This is a genomic window from Nesterenkonia halotolerans, assembly GCF_014874065.1.
Taxonomy (GTDB): Bacteria; Actinomycetota; Actinomycetes; order Actinomycetales; family Micrococcaceae; genus Nesterenkonia; species Nesterenkonia halotolerans.
In genome coordinates this window covers 1620689-1638039 of sequence record NZ_JADBEE010000001.1, presented here as the reverse complement: position 1 = coordinate 1638039, position 17351 = coordinate 1620689, and the positions used below count along the sequence as shown (strand labels likewise).

At 69.1% G+C, this 17351-nt stretch carries 6 protein-coding genes; 1 reads left to right on the top strand and 5 read right to left on the bottom strand.

The genetic code is table 11. The features are described 5' to 3' along the window. Positions 1 to 121 precede the first annotated feature (121 nt). Positions 122 to 3568, top strand: coding sequence for a pyruvate carboxylase (locus H4W26_RS07445; RefSeq protein ID WP_192591450.1), 3447 nt, complete (start codon positions 122 to 124; stop codon positions 3566 to 3568). A gap of 43 nt (positions 3569 to 3611) precedes the next feature. Here the strand turns inward: H4W26_RS07445 and H4W26_RS07440 are convergent, their stop codons facing one another. The 5 genes from H4W26_RS07440 to H4W26_RS07420 all read right to left on the bottom strand — a co-directional run bounded on the left by H4W26_RS07440 (position 3612) and on the right by H4W26_RS07420 (position 17337). Then, positions 3612 to 4355: a 4'-phosphopantetheinyl transferase family protein gene (locus H4W26_RS07440; RefSeq protein ID WP_192591449.1), complete on the bottom strand. Its 744-nt coding sequence runs from the start codon at positions 4353 to 4355 to the stop codon at positions 3612 to 3614. A gap of 86 nt (positions 4356 to 4441) precedes the next feature. After that, the gene (locus H4W26_RS07435) at positions 4442 to 5239 is read right to left on the bottom strand and encodes an ABC transporter permease (protein WP_192591448.1); all 798 of its coding nucleotides are present in this window, start codon (positions 5237 to 5239) and stop codon (positions 4442 to 4444) included. Beyond that, a complete protein-coding gene (locus H4W26_RS07430) occupies positions 5236 to 6246 on the bottom strand; it encodes an ATP-binding cassette domain-containing protein (RefSeq protein ID WP_192591447.1) in 1011 nt (336 codons plus the stop codon). The genes H4W26_RS07435 and H4W26_RS07430 overlap by 4 nt, the downstream gene beginning before the upstream one ends. Beyond that, positions 6243 to 6452 carry an MbtH family protein gene (locus H4W26_RS07425; RefSeq protein WP_188682244.1) on the bottom strand — a complete coding sequence of 70 codons (210 nt, stop codon included), beginning with the start codon at positions 6450 to 6452 and terminating at the stop codon, positions 6243 to 6245. The genes H4W26_RS07430 and H4W26_RS07425 overlap by 4 nt, the downstream gene beginning before the upstream one ends. A 136-nt stretch (positions 6453 to 6588) precedes the next feature. After that, a complete protein-coding gene (locus tag H4W26_RS07420; RefSeq protein ID WP_192591446.1) occupies positions 6589 to 17337 on the bottom strand; it encodes a non-ribosomal peptide synthetase in 10749 nt (3582 codons plus the stop codon). Positions 17338 to 17351: the final 14 nt, after the last annotated feature.

Sequence of the window (17351 nt, the reverse complement as noted above, 5' to 3'; positions counted from 1 at the left end):
CAGTTGCTCGAACGCGAGTGGGCCCACCCAGCCCCTCCTCTCGAAACTGTGCACCCGGTAGGATCGCCCCAACGTCGCCACAATGGGGTGGCGGCGCCATGAGTTGAGGGAGACCGCAGTTATGTTCTCGAAGATCCTGGTTGCCAATCGCGGGGAGATCGCCATCCGTGCGTTCCGCGCCGGCGTCGAACTCGGTGCTCGCACCGTGGCCGTCTACCCGCATGAGGACCGCAACTCCTTCCATCGGCAGAAGGCCGATGAGGCCTACCGGATCGGCGAAGAGGGCCATGCCGTCCGCGCCTACCTGGACATCGAAGAGATCATCCGCGTCGCCAAGGACGCCGGCGTGGATGCCATCTACCCCGGTTACGGCTTTCTCTCTGAGAACCCCGATCTCGCCCGCGCCGCCGAAGCCGCCGGGATCACTTTCATCGGCCCGCCCGCCGATGTCCTGGAATCCACCGGGGACAAGGTCAAAGCTCTCCGCGCCGCCAGATCAGCCGGCGTCCCGGTCCTGCAGAGCTCCGAACCTTCCAAGGACACCGAGGAGCTCACCAAGGCCGCCGAGGAGATCGGCTTCCCGATCTTCGTCAAAGCAGTCGCCGGCGGTGGAGGCCGGGGGATGCGCCGTGTGGACAAGCGTGAAGATCTCGCCGAATCCCTCCGCTCAGCCATGCATGAGGCGGAGACCGCCTTCGGCAACCCGACAGTTTTTCTGGAACAGGCTGTCTTGCGCCCCCGCCACATCGAGGTCCAGATCCTTGCCGACGGGGAAGGCAATGTGGTTCACCTCTTCGAGCGCGACTGTTCCCTGCAGCGCCGCTACCAGAAGGTCGTGGAGATCGCCCCGGCCCCGCATCTGGATGAGGAGATCCGCCAAGCGCTGCACCGGGACGCCGTCGCCTTCGCCAAGGCCATGAACTACCGCAACGCCGGCACCGTGGAGTTCCTCGTGGACACCGTCGGGGAGCGCGCCGGGCAGCACGTGTTCATCGAGATGAACCCGCGCATCCAAGTGGAGCACACGGTCACCGAAGAGATCACCGACATCGACTTGGTCTCCGCGCAGATGCGCATCGCGGCCGGTGAGACCCTCGAGGACCTCGACATCCGCCAGGAGGATCTGCGAGTGCGCGGCTCGGCCATGCAGTGCCGGATCACCACCGAGGACCCCGCCAATGACTTCCGTCCGGACATCGGCACCGTCACCGTCTACCGATCCGCCGGCGGGTCCGGCATCCGACTCGACGGCGGCACCGTCTACACCGGCGCGGAGATCAGCCCGCACTTCGACTCCATGCTGGTGAAGCTCACCGCCCGCGGGCGCAATCACCAGACCGCCATCGCCCGGGCTCGCCGCGCGCTCTCCGAGTTCCGCATCCGCGGCGTCGCCACCAATATCCCGTTCCTGCTCAACGTGCTGGACTCCAAGGAGTTCCTCGCCGGGGACGTGGCCACCGATTTCATCGACGCCCACCCCGAGCTCGCCAAGATCAACCGCTCACTGGACCGCGGATCCAAGGCTCTGCAGTACCTGGCCGACATCACCGTGAACCAGCCGCACGGCCCCCGGGTGGAGGGCATCGACCCGCGGGACAAGCTCCCGCACTTCCCCGGAGACAAGCGTGACGAGCCCGACCGCAGCCCCTTCGACGGCCCCTCGGATCACCCCAGACCCGACGGCTGGCGCCAGGTGCTCCTCGCCGAGGGCCCCGAAGTCTTCGCCCGCAAGCTCCGCGAACAGAGCGCACTCGCCGTCACCGACACCACCTTCCGGGACGCCCACCAGTCACTGCTCGCCACCCGCGTGCGCACCCGAGACCTGCTCGCCGCTGCGCCCGCCGTCGCGCATGTGACACCCGGGCTGCTCTCGGTGGAGGCCTGGGGTGGCGCCACGTACGACGTCGCGCTGCGATTCCTCTCTGAGGACCCGTGGGACCGGCTGCGTCTGCTGCGCGCGGAGCTGCCGAACATCCCGCTCCAGATGCTGCTGCGCGGCCGCAACACCGTGGGCTACACCCCCTACCCCCTGGAGGTCACCGACGCGTTCGTGGCCGAGGCCGCCGCCACCGGGGTGGACATCTTCCGGATCTTCGACGCGCTCAATGACGTGAACCAGATCGTCCCGGCCATCGAGGCGGTCCGCAAGACCGGGACCGCCGTGGCCGAGGCCGCTCTCTGCTACACCGGCAACCTCAGTGACCCCGCCGAGGACCTCTACACCCTGGACTACTATCTGGGTCTGGCCCAGCAGATGGTCGACGCCGGCGCGCACATCCTGGCGATCAAGGACATGGCCGGACTCCTGCGTCCTTCCGCGGCGAAGACCCTGGTCACCGCCCTGCGGGAACGTTTCGACCTGCCAGTGCACCTGCACACCCACGACACCGCCGGTGGACAGCTCGCCACCCTGCTGGCAGCCGCCGAGGCCGGAGTGGACGCCGTCGACGTCGCTGTGGCCTCCATGGCGGCGACCACCTCGCAGCCGCCGGCCTCAGCGCTGGTGGCAGCCCTGGAGCACACCGAGCGCGACACCGGGCTGGGTCTGGAAGCCGTGGCCTCGATGGAGCCCTATTGGGAGGCCGTGCGCTCGATCTACACTCCGTTCGAATCCGGACTGCCCAGCCCGACAGGCCGCGTCTACCGGCACGAGATCCCGGGCGGTCAGCTCTCAAACCTGCGCCAACAGGCCATCGCGCTGGGCCTGGGGGAGCGGTTCGAATCCATCGAGGACATGTACCACGCGGCCGACACCATGCTGGGCCGGCTGGTGAAGGTCACCCCGTCCTCGAAGGTGGTCGGGGACCTCGCCCTGCAGCTGGTGGGCATGGATGTGGACCCCAAGGAATTCGAGGCCAATCCGCAGAGCTTCGACCTGCCCGATTCGGTGATCCAACTCCTCGCCGGGCAGCTCGGGGACCCGCCGGGCGGCTGGCCCGAGCCGTTCCGGTCCAAGGCGCTTGAAGGCCGCACGGTCAAACCGCTGGCGCAGGAGCTCTCCGAAGAGGACTCCCAGGCGCTGGCCTCCGAGGACGCCGGGCAGCGGCGCCGCACACTGAATCGGCTGCTCTTCCCGGGCCCGACCAAGGACTTCGAGGCCGCGCGGGACAAGTACGGCGACGTGCAGGTGCTGCACACCCGTGACTTCCTCTACGGACTGCGCACCGGCTACGAGCACGTCATCTCCCTGGGCAAAGGAGTGCGACTCCTGGTCACCCTGCAGACCGTCTCAGAACCTGACCCGAAGGGCGTCAGGACCGTGATGTGCACACTCAATGGACAGGCCCGTCAGGTCGGGGCCCGCGATGACTCCGTGGAAGCCTCCGTCGCGGTCGCCGAGAAGGCCGACACCTCCAAGCAGGGCCACGTGGCTGCACCCTTCGCCGGAGCGGTCTCACTCACGGTCGAGGAAGGTGGCACCGTCGAGGCCGGGCAGAACGTGGCGACCATTGAGGCGATGAAGATGGAAGCCGGGATCACGACTCCGGTAGGCGGGACCGTCTCCCGGGTGGTCCTCACCGGCGTGCAACAGGTGGACGGCGGAGACCTGCTCCTCGTCGTCGAATAGCTGACTTCGGGCCGGAATCCGGGCTCCGTGCCGGAAGCCGGGTTCAGGCTCGGAAGTCAGTGGCCGACCGCGCGCGGCCGGCCCCGAGTCCAGCCGACAGCTGACGGTGACCCCGGTCTCGGTCTTCCCAGGAAGCAGCGAGGTCGCTGATGTCCTCCGGTGAGCGGGCCGCCACGGCGGCCACCCAGCCTCGCGGCGAGGGAATCAGAGTGCTCCACATCCCCTCCACCCGGCTGTCCCCGGTCTCCACCACCGGAGCCCAGCGCAGCTCCGCGCTGCCCGTGCGGCCGTGCCAGCGCGTGGAGACCTCAGGGGTGCCCAGCAGCAGCGCCCCGGGGGGATGGTTCAGCCCCACCCCGGCGGCCTTGAGCACGGCCTCTTTCAACACCCAGTGCTCGATCACCGCGGGGATCTGCGCCGCAGCTGCCAGTCGCTGTAGAGCCCCCCGCTCAGTCCGGTGGAGGGCGTACTCCGTGAACTCGGGGGAGAGCCGTTCCGGAATCGCTTCGACGTCCACGCCGACGTCCCGCCCGGGGGCTGCGGCGCCGGTGAGCACGTGCCGGGCCGAGCTTGAGCTGCTCAGACTGATCCCATCCAGCTGGGGGCGTCCATGCGGGCCGCCGCATTGCTCACATTGCCGCCGGATCTGAAGCTGTGCTGCCTCCTGCGCCCCTGCCCCGAGGTGCGTGGCGGCGGTCAGTCGCAGTGCGCACCGGGCAGTGAGCACGCGCTGCTGGTCTGCCGGGTCGAGCTTGGCCGCGGCAGCCGCCTGGTCCTGCACAGTCACCGCCTCCTCAAGACGGACCAGTCTCCCGCCGGTCAGGCGTGGAAGCCGTGCCTGGAGCTCGGCGCTTGAGGTCAGCAGGACCGAGATCATCGCCGGCTGATGCGCCGGTACTGGGTCACTGCGATCGGTGCGAAGACGGCGATGATCGCCACGCAGCACAGGGTGGCGTAGAGCATCGCGTTCTCCGCGGGCCAGCCACCGGCCACCTGGAACTGTGCGGGGGCGGTGTTGCCGAAGCCCTGCCGGGCGGCGGTGGCGATGGCGGTGACCGGGTTCCACTCCGCGATCCCGCGCAGCGGACCCGGCAGCGAGTCCGCCGAGACGAAGGCGCCGGAGACGAAACAGACCGGGAACAGCCAAAGCAGCCCCAGGCTCTGTGCCACTTCCACGCTGCGCGCGGTCAGCGCGACGACGGCGCCGACCCAGGCAATAGCGAAGGCGTAGAGCAGCAGCAGCAGGAAGGTCAGGGTGATTGTGAGCGGATCCGTGGTGGCTCGCCACCCGATCATCAGCCCGCAGAGCACCAAGACCACTGTGGAGATCACACTGGTGATCAGGTCAGACCAGGTGCGGCCGAGCACGACACCGACCCGTGACATCGGCAGCACCCGGAAGCGGTCCACGATTCCCTGGTGCAGGTCCTTGGCCAGGTAGACCGCGGTGAAGGAGGAGTTGAAGGTCAGGGTCTGCGCGAGCAGTCCGCCGATGAGGAACTCCCGGTAGTCAGCCCCACCCAGCGCGCCGCCGAAGACGAAGGCCATGATCAGCACGAAGATGATCGGCTGGGCCACACCGGTGACCAGGGCCCCGGGGGTCCGGCGTACATTGGTGAAGTTTCGGCGCGCGATGATCCCGCCGTCCCGTACTGCGGTGATCACGCTCATGAGCGGACCTCCTCTCGGGTCGCTGCCTCGGCGTGCCGGGTGGAGGGATCGGTGGCGGAGTCCTCGCCGGAGCGGACCCCGGCCGGCTTCTGGGTGATCTGCAGGAAGACGTCGTCCAGGGTGGGCTGGCGCAACGAGGCTTCGACGACCTCGATCTGCGCCTCCCTCAGCGCGATGAGTGCCGCTTGCAGGCTTTCCTGACGGTGTGGCGCTGTCGCACTGAGCCGCAGCGCGGCATCATCCGCGGTGACCTCCAGGCCGATGTGACTCAGTGCGGCGCGAGCCGCAGGGACCGTGCCGCCGTGCTCAAAGACCATGTCGATGCGGGCACCTCCGGCCTCTGTCTTCAACGCCGCGGGGGTGCCCTCGGCCACGATCCGCCCGCCGTCGATCACCGCGATCGAGTCCGCGAGCTCGTCAGCTTCCTCGAGATACTGGGTGGTCAGCAGCACCGCGGTTCCGTCCTCGGCGAGCGCGGAGATGGCATCCCAGGTGTCGCGTCTACCGCGGGGGTCCAATCCGGTGGTGGGCTCGTCGAGGATCACCACCGGGGGGCGGGCGACCAGGGCCCCGGCAAGGTCCAACCGGCGTCGCATCCCGCCGGAGTAGGAGCCTGCTCGCTGTCCCTTGGGCACGCCGTCGAGCCGGAAGTGTTCCAGCAGCTCGTGCGCGCGGGTTTTCGCGGCCCGGCGTCGCATCCCGTAGAGCTGACCCACCAGGGTGAGGTTCTCGAGTCCGGTGAGCTTGTCGTCCACAGCGGCGTACTGCCCGGAGACCCCAAGGCTGCGCCGCGCTGCATGGCCCTGCGTGCGCACGCTGTGCCCCGCGATGAACGCGTCTCCGCCGTCAGGCTCTAGCAGCGTCGTCAGCACGCGCACCGTCGTCGTCTTGCCCGCCCCGTTGGGGCCCAGCAGGCCTTGGACCGTGCCGGCTTCGACCTCGAGGTCCACGCCGTCCAGCGCCTGGAAGCCGCCGAAGCTCTTGGTGATCGACTGCAGCGAGATCAAGACACAGCCAGGTCGCGTTCGAACACCGGGGTGATGTCCTGCCAGTGCTGCTCGACGTAGTCGAGGCAGTCCTGGCGCGCGGCCGCACCGAAGACGGCCACCCAGCCGCTGGGAACATCGGCGAACTCAGGCCAGAGCGAATGCTGGCCGAGCTCATTGATGACTACCCGGAACTGCACATCATCTCGGTCAAAGGGGTTGGTCATCGCAGCACTCCTGGGTCGGTTTCTCGTCACTCGCCGCATTGGTTCCCGCGGCGCCATGAGTAGTTCGTAACCGGACCGTGATCAGATGGTCGTCTTCTGCAACTTTTCAGGACCTTCCGAGAGCCTCAGCCACCGATCAGTCCTCAGTCAACACCGCGGCGAGGGCGTGGACTCCAGCGGGCTCCAACATGCGCTCGTGGGGAAGCTCTGCCTGTTCCACGATGATCTCCCCGGTGACATGCGGGGTCCAGGCGCTGGGCGCCGGACGGTTCGCTGGGACATCCGTGGTGGCCTCCACCAGGTGGAGGTCGCCACGGTAGACCGGGACCGGGCTGCGATCGAAGAGTGTTCCGATGGTGCGGAAACGTGTGGCGCTGCGCCGCATGGTCTCCTCCGGCACCGAGGCCAGTGGGCTTCCGGCTTCGCGCAGCAGAGACCGGGCGCGGCCGACCGAGAGTCGACCGTGAGCCGGGGCGGGGACACCTTGGGCGCCGAGGAACGCACGCCAGAGGCTCTGCTCATCGGTGATCCCGGCCATCGACTCCTTCGCCGGGTAGGCGTCGAGCACCGCGAGCGTGCCCACCACGTGACCCTGTTCCTGCAGTGCGGCCGCGATGGCGTGGGCCAGCCGACCCCCGAAGGACCAGCCCACGAGGTGGAAGGGGCCCTCCGGCTGTTCGCTGAGGATCACATCCACGTACTGCCCGATCAGCTCCTGCATCGTGGCGGGCTCCGTGGGCATCGGCTCATCGGGGGCGATGCCCGGCATCTGCAGACCGAGGATCGGTCGCGCAGTGTCCAGGTGGGTCACCAAGGAGGAGAAGGACCAGCTCACACCGCTGCCGGGGTGCACGGCGAAGAGCGGGTTGCCCGTCCCCTCCCTGCGCAGCGGTAGTACCGCGCGCAGGCTCTCTGCGACGTCGGCCGCACCGGAGTCCACCAGTGCAGCGAGTCCCTCCACGGTGGGCGCCTGGAAGATCGCCTGCACCGGCAGGTCCGCAGTCAGGGCGGTGTTGATCGCCGAGATGACCGGCTGGGCCAGGAATGAGTGGCCGCCGAGGTCGAAGAAGGAGTCCTCCACTGTGACCGCTGCCGCGCCCAGCACCTGCGAGAACGCGTCCGCCACGGCCTGCTCGGTGTGGTCCCGCGGGGCGCGCCCCTCGCGGCGGGCCGTCGAGGACTCAGGCGTCGGCAGTGCGCGGTCATCGACCTTGCCGTTGGGGGTCAGCGGGATCTCGTCCAGCAGGCTGACCGCCGCAGGGACCATATATCCCGGAAGCGCGGCACGCAGCCGACGCATCAGCTCCGACTGCAGGTCAGGCTGCGGCGTGGCGTCCGGTCCTTCCCCGGAGCCCAGGGTCACCCAGGCCAGCAGCTCGGTACCGCGCTCCAGGGCACGCGGACGGACCACGGCCTGCGAGATCTCAGACATCCCACGCAGCACAGACTCCACCTCGGCCGGCTCCACGCGGTAGCCGCGGATCTTCACCTGTGTATCGGCTCGTCCCAGGGACCGCACGCGAGGTCGCTGTCCCTCCGCTCCGGATTCGACGACGACGAGGTCGCCAGTCCGGTACATCCGCCCGCCCACGGCGGAGAACGGATCCGCGACGAAGCGGCTGGCAGTCTCAGCGGACCTGCCCCGGTAGCCGTCGGCCAGCTGAGACCCGGCCAGCCAGAGCTCACCCACTGACCCATCGGGAACCGGGCGAAGCCGCTCATCGAGCACGTAGGCCGTCGTGCCGGCGGTGGGGGAGCCCAGGTCAGGCTGGGAGTCACCGGCCAACGAAGCGATCAGGGAATCCACTCCCACCTCGGTGGGGCCATAGAGGTTCCAGGAGGTGGTGGTGCTGCGCTGTCGCAGCCACCCCCACAGGTCGGGATCCACCGGCTCCCCACCCAGCAGCAGCACGAAGGGATCCTCCGGGCTGCTTGCGTCGAGGTGATCTCCCAGTCCGGCGTGCGCGGTCAGGGCGCTGACATAGCTGGGCGTGGTCTCCCAGGCCGTGATCCGATGCTCCCGGAAGTAGCCGACCAGCGCCTGCGGGTCCCGACGGGTGGTGTCTTCGATCAGGTGCACCTGGTGCCCGGCGGCCAGCCAGAGGATCGGGTCCATGGCGGCGTCAAAGCCCACCCCCGTGGTGTGCGCCAGCCGCTTGGGCTGTTCCTGTGCCGCGGGCATCAGCGTCGCACGGTGCGACGCCAGCAGGTGTTCCAGCGCGCCATGCGGCACCTGCACGCCCTTCGGTGTCCCGGTGGTGCCCGAGGTGAAGATCAGATACGCCGCGTCCTGGGAGCGTGCCGTTTCAGGGCGAGGGTCCTGGCCGGAGAGCGGGTCCCCCACGGGAGCGTCCGGGTTGAGCAGGGAGTCCATCCCGAGCAGCTCCGCGCCGTTGAGGGCAGCCCGCTCCGCGGCGTCGCGTGCCAGTTCGGCAGAACTCCTCAGCGGCCCTGGGGCCACGGTCTCGTCCCCGTGCAGCACCATCCGAGGCGCTGCCGCGGCGAGCATCGCCGCGACCCTGGACTCCGGCAAGGTGGTATCGATCGGCATCGCGACCGCGCCGGCCCACCAGCTGCCGAGCAGGGCCGCCACGGTGTCCACAGAGCGCGGCAGACACAGCGCCACCACATCTCCGGGCTGGACCCCGTGCGCTGCGAGTCCCGCAGCGATCGCCCGGGTGCGAGCTTCAAGCTCGCCGAAGCTCAGGCTTGACCCGGCTGCGACCAGCGCGGTGGCATCAGGTCCTCGGCGCACGCTCGTGGCAAAGGACTCCAACACTGCGGCTGGACGGCCCTCCGGCTGCGAGGCCGCCGGCCAGGGCGTCAGATCAGACGCGGTTCCGGCCAGCTCAGCGTCCAGCATCGGCCGGTCCGGGGCCTGCCCGACATCGTCCAGGAACCGCGTCCAGCCATGAATCAGGGCCTGAGCGGCACGTTCGGAGAAGAGCGCCGCATTGAACTCCAGCACGCCGTCCACATCGGCGTCCTTGCCAGCGCCGGGACGCAGCGTGAAGGACAGGTCCACCTTGGCGCTGCCGGTAGTCCCGGGGTCCAGTGGGGTGGCCGTGACGTTGGGCAGGTCCAGACTGACGTCGGTGGGCTGCTCCACCGAGAGCATGGTCTGGAACAGCGGATGGCGGCCGAGCTGGCGCTCCGGGCGCACCCGTTCCACGATCTGCTCGAAGGGGACGTGTTCGTCCTCCAGCGCAGCGAGCGTCTGCTGGCGGGCCAGTGACACCGCGTCGGCGAAGCTCAGTGATTCCTCAGAGAGGTCCAGACGCAGCGGCAGGGTGTTCACGAAGAACCCGATCAGCTCCTCGACGTCCGGATCGGTGCGACCCGCCGAGGGGGAGCCGATGACGACGTCCTCCCCGGCGCCGATGCGCCGCAGGTATCCGGCCAGCCCGGCGAGCCAGCCGTGGAAGCGGCTGGCGGACTGCGCGGTGGCCGCGGCTGTGACCTTCCCGGCGAGCTCAGCTGGGATGGTGAAGCGCAGCTGCCCGGCTGGCTGGCTCGCGGTCTGCACCCGCTGCCCGTCCGTCGGCAGCGCCAGTTCGGTGGGCACTGCGTCGAGCCGGTCCACCCAGCGCAGCAGGGCGGGATCCTCCTCGCCGCGTGCCTGGATCAGCTCCTGCAGGTGAGCTTCGCGGCGCGCCACATCACCGAACTGCACGCTCAGCGGTCGGCGCAGAGCAGTGCCGCCGCAGGCCCGGGCGGTGTAGGAGGCCGCAAGGTCGCGCACCAGCGGTGCCAGGGAGGCGCCGTCGGTGGCGATGTGGTGCAGCACAAGCTCCAGACGCCAGGTCTGCTCCGCCTCCTCTGCTTCCTCGCCTGCATCTGTCTCACCCTCGAGGGCGACCAGTGCGGCGCGCAGCGGCTTCTCCTTGCTCAGGTCGAACCCAACGGAGATGCTCAGCGGTTCATCCCCGAGCACCCCGGATCGGGGTTCATGCACGAGCTGCACCGGCCGCGCCTCAGCGGCAGCCGGTGCATCTGACTCGTCCGGTGCGCCCGAGGCAGACGGTGAGCGGGTTCCCTGTGCGGGGAAGGTTGTGCGCAGCACTTCGTGGCGGGCCACAAGATCATCGATCGCCCCGCTCATCGCGGCGGTGTCCAGCGCCCCGCGCAGCTCCACGTGCAGGACCACGTTGTACTCAGCCGAGGAGGGGTCCAGCTGGTTCAGGAACCAGAGCCTGGTCTGACCCGCGGTGAGCGGCAGTTCCGCGCCATCGAGGCGAGGGTGTTCCTGGACCCAGGTCTGCAACGAACCGACCGTCGGCTCGGCAGATCTCGAGGAGGTGTTCTCGCCTCCCGACCCCGCATCAGCGGCGGCTGGCCGTGCCCCGATGCGCAGCAGCTGCGCCGGAGTCCCGGCCTCGAACACTGCGCGCAGCGGGATCGAGAGTCCCAGCTGCTGCTCCAGTCGTCCCACCAGAGTGACCGCGAGCAGCGAGTGCCCGCCGAGCGCGAAGAAGTCGTCATCGAGCCCGACGCTTGGCACTCCGAGCACCTCGCTCATCACGTCGCAGACGGCCTGTTCCCGCTCCGTCTCGGGTTGCCGCGCACCTGCGGTGACCTGAGGCTCCGGGAGCGCTGCGACGTCGACCTTCCCGTGTGAGGTCAACGGGATCTCCTCGACCCCAAGGATCCGTGTGGGGAGCATGTACTCGGGAAGCAGCCCTGACGCGGCGGACTTGAGGTCCTCCGGGCTGCGTGAGCTGACCACCCAGGCGGCCAGCTGTGCGGTGTCCGCGCCGCCGGGAGTCACCACCCGAACGACGGCGGACTCCACGCCCTCGACCGCGCCGAGAACGGATTCCACCTCGGCCACCTCGATCCGGTGCCCGCGGATCTTGACCTGGTCATCATCGCGGCGCAGGAACTCCAGAGTGCCGTCCTGCCTGCGGCGAACCACGTCCCCGGTCCGGTACATCCGTCCGCCGGTGCTCCAGGGGTCCGCGACGAATGCCGAGGCGGTCTCCGCGGGGCGTCCACGGTAGCCGTGCGCCTCCGAGATCCCGGCGAGGTAGAGGTCTCCCTCCACGCCCGGGGGCACCAGCGCAAGCGAGGAATCCAGCACTCGCGCGGTGAGGTTGTTGATGGGTCGACCGATATGCGGTTCGTCCCCGGTGATCGGGGTCAGGACGGAGTCCACGGTGAACTCGCTGGGGCCATAGAGGTTCCAGCCCTGGAGTCGCGGCGAGTCTGCGACGGTGCGCCAGAGCGCGCCCGAGATCGCCTCGCCTCCCAGGGCCAGCGTGAGGTGTCGATCCTGGCGCTCGAGGGCTTCCGGCAGGCCCAGGCTGAGCAGCTGCTGGGCGTAGGACGGGGTGGTCTCCACCACATCGATACCGGCCCCGGGGGTCCGGTGGGCGCCACGGGCGTCCGGGGTGGGATCGCTGGTTCCGGTGAGCAGTCCCACGACGGCCTCGGCGTCGACGCGCTGAGCCTCCTTGGGGATCACCACGGTGGTGCCGGAGACTAGCCAGAGGATCGGGTCCCAGGCGGCGTCGAAGCCCAGTCCGCTCAGGTGCAGCATCCTCGGCAGCGCCGGCGCGCAGCGCTCCTGGGCAGGACTGATCAGCCGGTGCTGGTGGTGGTCCAACACGTTGCGCAATGCGCTGTGGGGCACCTGCACGCCCTTCGGTGTGCCCGTGGTCCCTGAGGTGTGGACCAGGTACGCCGCGTCCGCGGGCTGCGGAGCCGGCGGTACGGCGGCACCGGTGGGCCGTTTGAGGTCCTCAGTGTGCAGCCGCAGCAGCTCAGGGCGCTGCCGCAGCAGCTCCTGCTCCAGCTCCAGCTCCCGGAAGTCTGTGGCCTCGGGCAGGATCGCGGCCCGCGGTGAGGCGCTGGCGGCGATCTGGCTGATCCTGCCCACCGGGTAGCTCACGTCCACCGGGACGGCGATCGCACCGGCGCGCAGGATTCCCAGCAGGGCGCTCAGGGCGTCGACGCTGCGTGGCAGAGCCAGCAGCACCGGCGCGCCGCTGCGCACCCCTGCCTGGTGCAGGTTCGCCGCAATGGTCTCCACCTGATGCATCAGCTCCGCGAAGCACAGCTGATGATCTACGTCCTGCAGCGCCGGGGACTCCGGGCGGCGCGCGGCGGTCTGTTCCAGGGCGTCCAAGATCGTGCCGGATGTGGCCAGCGCCGGGGCCGTGCTGTGCTCCTCGAGCCAGCTGCGGGTCTCCTGATCCACCGCGCTCAGCCCGGACAGGCGCGTTTCTGGCGCCTCAGCCAGGGTGTGCAGCCCGCGCAGCAGAGTGTCCAGGACGCGCTGGGCGCTCGCGGGGGAGAACAGCGCGGCGTCGTAGGTCAGGGCGAGGTGCAGCCCGCCGTCGTCGCCCGCAGGGGCGCTGACGTCGACCATCAGGTCCGTCTTGACCCCGGCGCTGGTCATCTGGGCGGGCACGGTGATCTCCACCCCGTCCAGCTCGACCCGGGCGGGCTCGGTGTTCTGCAGGGTCAGCATCACCTGGAAGATCGGGTGCATCTGTGCGGTGCGCGGTGGGTTCACGGCGTCGACCACCGCGTCGAAGGGTAGCTCCTGGTGCGCGTAGGCGCGGGTGTTCGCCTCGCGCACCCGCTCGAGCACCTCAGCCAGCTCGGGATCCTGGTGCAGGCGGGTGCGCAGCACCAGGGTGTTGACGAAGAACCCGACCAGCTCATCGAGCTGCGGGTCGCTGCGTCCGGCCACCGGGGTGCCCACCACGATGTCCTCCCCGGCGCCATGTTGCTTCAGCGTCACGGCCAGGGCCGACTGCAGCACCATGAACAGGCTGGCGCTGTGACTCGCGGCCAGGCTCCGCAGCTGCGCGTGCAGGGCGGGGCTGATCTCGGCGTCGAGCTGCCCGACGCCGACCTCCGGGTCCTGTGGCAGGATCCGGTCTGCTGCCGAGTCGGTGGTGTTCTCCATTGCGTCGTGCGGTGCGCTGGTTCGTGCACCGTGGGGCGCGACGCCGCGCGCTCGGTCCCGCGGCAGCGCGATCTCAGCGGGCGCGCCGTCGAGCTCACGGCGCCAGAACTCGGCCTGGGTGTGCGCCTCGCTCCCTGCATCGGTGGGATCCCCGAGGTGCTCGCGCTGCCACAGGCTGAAATCGCTGTACTCCAGGGCGAGCTCGCCCAGCTCCGGCTCCTGGCCTGCGGCGCGCGCGGCGTAGGCGCGGGAAAGATCGGTGGCGAAAGGCCGCAGCGACCAGCCGTCGGACGCGATGTGATGCATGACAGCCACCAGCGTGTGATCGATGGCCGAAGAGCTCAGCAGAAGGCCTCGCAGCGGGGTCTCCACAGTGATGTCGAAGGGCCGAAGGGCTTCCTCTGTCACCACGTGGTCAACGCGTTCCGCCGGCACCGAGACGGCGAGGAAGCTTGGGCGAGCTGCTTCTCCGCCGAGCACCTTCTGGATGGGTTCTCCCTCTTGCAGCGGGAAGACGGTGCGCAGCGGCTCGTGCCGGGCGGCGACGTCGGCGAACGCCTCGTGCAGAGCTGCGGTGTCGATCAGGCCCTTCAGCTTCAGCACCACGGGAATGTTGTAGGCCGCGGACTCAGGTTCCAGGCGGTTGAGGAACCAGAGTCGGCGCTGGGTCAGCGAGACCGGTAGCGTCTCCGGGTGGGGCATCCGGTGCAGCGGTGCCGGGCCGTCCGCTGCCTCGCCCTGCTGCAGGCGTTCGGCCAGACCGGCCACGGTGGGACGCTCAAACACATCCCGGACGCTCACGTGAGACTCGGCGGGGGAGGAGAGGAGCGAGGCCAGCTGGGTGGCCAGCAGCGAGTGACCGCCCGCGGCGAAGAAGTCCTCGTCGACCCCGATGCCATCGACATCGAGCTGGAGGACCTCAGCGAACGCCTCGGCCACGCGCCGCTGCATCGCGGTGCGGGGCCGCTGAGAGCTTGCCGCGGCGGTGGCCTGTGGGCTCGGCAGCGCCTTGCGGTCAAGTTTGCCGTTCGGGGTGAGCGGGAAGCCGTCCAGGACCATGATGACGCTGGGCACCATGTAGTCCGGAAGTTCGGCACGGAGCTGGTCCCGCATCGCATGACCGTCCACGGGAGAGGCGCCCCCCGGGTTGGCAACGCCAGCGACGTATCCGGTCAGCCGGGCGGTCGGACCTTCGCCATGGACCAGGGCGGCGGCCTGGTCGACTCCTGGCTGGCTGCGCAGCGCGGCCTCGATCTCGCTGAGCTCGACCCGGTAGCCGCGGATCTTGACCTGGTCGTCCATGCGGCCCAGGAAGCGCAGCGAACCGTCGCTGCGACGCCGGACGACGTCGCCTGTGCGGTACATCCTCGAGCCGTCGGCAGCGAAGGGGTCCGCCACGAAGCGCGCGGAGCTCATGCCCGGCTGCCCCACGTAGCCGCGGGCCACGTTGGCGCCAGCCAGATAGAGCTCTCCGACGGCACGATGCGGGACCGGTTGCAGCGCACTGTCCAGGATGTAATGGCGGCTGTTGCGCACGGAGCCTCCGATGTGCGGCTTGGTGTCCGCGGTGATCGGTGCCACCAGGCTGTCCACGGTGGTCTCGGTGGGTCCGTAGAGGTTCACGGCATGCACGTCTTCCAGAGCGGCGAGGCGGTTCCACAGGTCAGGTCCGACCTCTTCGCCCCCGACGGCGATCACACTGGGATGGTGCCGCTCGGGAATGGTCGCGCTGGCTTCGAAGAGTCCGGTGGACAGCAGCGCCTCGGCGAAGGAGGGAGTGGTCTCGATGAAGTCGATCTCGCGCTCGCTGAGCAGCTGTGCCAGACGCTGCGGGTCGCGTCGGTCCTCGTCGCTGATCATGTGCAGCTCGTGGCCGCCGAAGAGCCACAGCAGCGGATCCCAGGCCGCGTCGAAGGAGAGCCCGGCGGTATGGGCGACCCTGGCTCGCCGGCCGAGGCGCTTTTGGGTCGGGTCGAAGAGCTCGTCCCGGTGTTCCTGGAAGAGGTTGCGCAGCGCGAGCCGTTCGACACCCACCCCCTTGGGGCGGCCGGTGCTGCCCGAGGTGAACACCACGTAGGCGAGGTCGTTGGGGGAGACCAGCGGTAGCGTGCTGGGGTCATCGGTCGCCCTGCGCCAGGCCTGTTCCGTGTCCGCGTCGACCGCCATGGTGGGCAGCTTCCAGTCGGCGCCCGCTGCCCGGTCCGAATCTGCCTGCGCGCGGCTGGTGAGCAGCAGGGCAGGGGCGGAGTCCTCGATCATCCCCTGGACCCGATCGATCGGGTATTCCGGGTCCAGCGGGACGTAGGCGCCGCCGGACTTCAGCACCGCCAGCACCAGCAGCGGCAGGTTGACGCTTCGCTCGATCCGCACCGCCACCAACGCTCCCGGACCCACGCCGCGGCGGCGCAGGTGGTGGGCCAGCCGTGTGGAGTCCGCCTCGAGCTGCTGGAAGCTCAGCACGCCGTCCTCAGCGACCACTGCGCGCGCCTCGGGGTGTGCCGCTGTGGCGGCGGTGAAGGCCTGCAGCGCGGTCTCCGCCGTGATCGAGAGGTCCGGTCCCTGACCGTGGTCCAACAGGGCGGCAGTCTCCGGCGCTGTGGTGAGCGGGAGCTGTCCCACGCTGGTTCCGGGCTCCGCGGTCAGTGCCGCCGTGATCAGGGCACGCAGCCGCTCGCCATGTTCGCGCAGCGTCTGATCCGAGTGCAGTGCGGCGTCACCCTCCAGCTGGAGGGTGGGGGTCGCTGCCTGGCTGTCGATGCCTGAGATCACGAAGGAGAGGTCATGGACCGGTCCGGTGGAGAGGATGTGCACCTTTCCCGTGGTGCTGCCGAACTTGAGGTCCGCGACCACAGGCAGCAGGTTCACCGAGGGTCCGGCCATGCCGGTTGCGCCTGGAAGGGTCTCCACTCGGAAGCGCTGATGCCGCACTGCAGCGCGCACAGTATCGCCGGCTGAGCCGACGATGTCGGTGATGCTGGCATCAGGGGTGATGCTCACGTGCAGCGGCAAGATGTTGGAGAGCATCGAAGGCGTGGACTTTGCTACCTTGCCACGCCGTGCGGTCACCGGCAGGCCCACGGAGACGTGGTCCTGGCCGGTGATTCTGGCGAGATAGACAGCGATGATGCCGACCAGGGTCTTGGGTGCATCCCGGCCGAGTTCGCGCAGTAGCTTCGACTCATCGGGGTCCAGAGGCAGGGCGACGCGCACTACCTGACGGGCGGGTCCAGTGGGGGTGCCCTCGAGTCCCTCCACGGAGGCCTCGCTCTGGACTTGGTCTCGCCAGAAAGCCTCGTCTTCGGCGTGCTGTTCCGATGCGGTATAGCGGTGGAGATCTTTGAGGAGTTCTTGGTGACTGGGAAAGGGGGATTCTCGCTTGGCTGCGATCTTCCCCAGCACCTTCCTGACCGGTCCGCGCGCCAGGCTGTGAGGGACTCGCGCCGCGAGGGCCGAGTAGACCCCGGCCAGGTAGTGCAGGGCGATCACCGCGGAGTAGCCGTCGAGCATGATGTGATGCACCCGCTGGAACAGCCAGTTTTCACCGTCTGGCAGCTTGAAGAGCACAGCGGCACACAGATCTGTGGCGTCGAGGACACGTGCCTTCTCCATATCCGCGTCGATGCGTCGCCTGGCCTCTGCGCGTGCCGTGTCGAGTCCCGCGAATTTCGAGAGGTCCACCACGCTGAGCAGCGCGGCTGCCGGATCAGGCTTCACCAGGGTGGCGAAGGGGCCCTTCGCGTCCTCATGAAAGCGCATGGACAACGAGTCGATGTCTCGAAGCGTTTTGGTCCAGGCCAGACTCAGGATGTTGGTATCGACAGGTCCATCCAACTCCAGATACTGCCCGATCTGGTAGGTCGCATTCTCCGGGTCCAACTGCTGGGCATACCAGATGCCGCGCTGCGCCGATGTCAGCTCGAGTCTCGAATCAAGAGTTGAGCCGGATGTCGGCGGCGCGAGTTCAGCCATGGGTGATGGTGCTC

What these genes read in the sequence shown, in the direction of transcription:
- H4W26_RS07435 (WP_192591448.1), bottom strand. Translation starts at nt 5,239, where the DNA reads ATGAGCGTGATCACCGCAGTACGGGACGGCGGGATCATCGCGCGCCGA.
- H4W26_RS07425 (WP_188682244.1), bottom strand. Translation starts at nt 6,452, where the DNA reads ATGACCAACCCCTTTGACCGAGATGATGTGCAGTTCCGGGTAGTCATC.
- H4W26_RS07445 (WP_192591450.1), top strand. Translation starts at nt 122, where the DNA reads ATGTTCTCGAAGATCCTGGTTGCCAATCGCGGGGAGATCGCCATCCGT.
- H4W26_RS07420 (WP_192591446.1), bottom strand. Translation starts at nt 17,337, where the DNA reads ATGGCTGAACTCGCGCCGCCGACATCCGGCTCAACTCTTGATTCGAGA.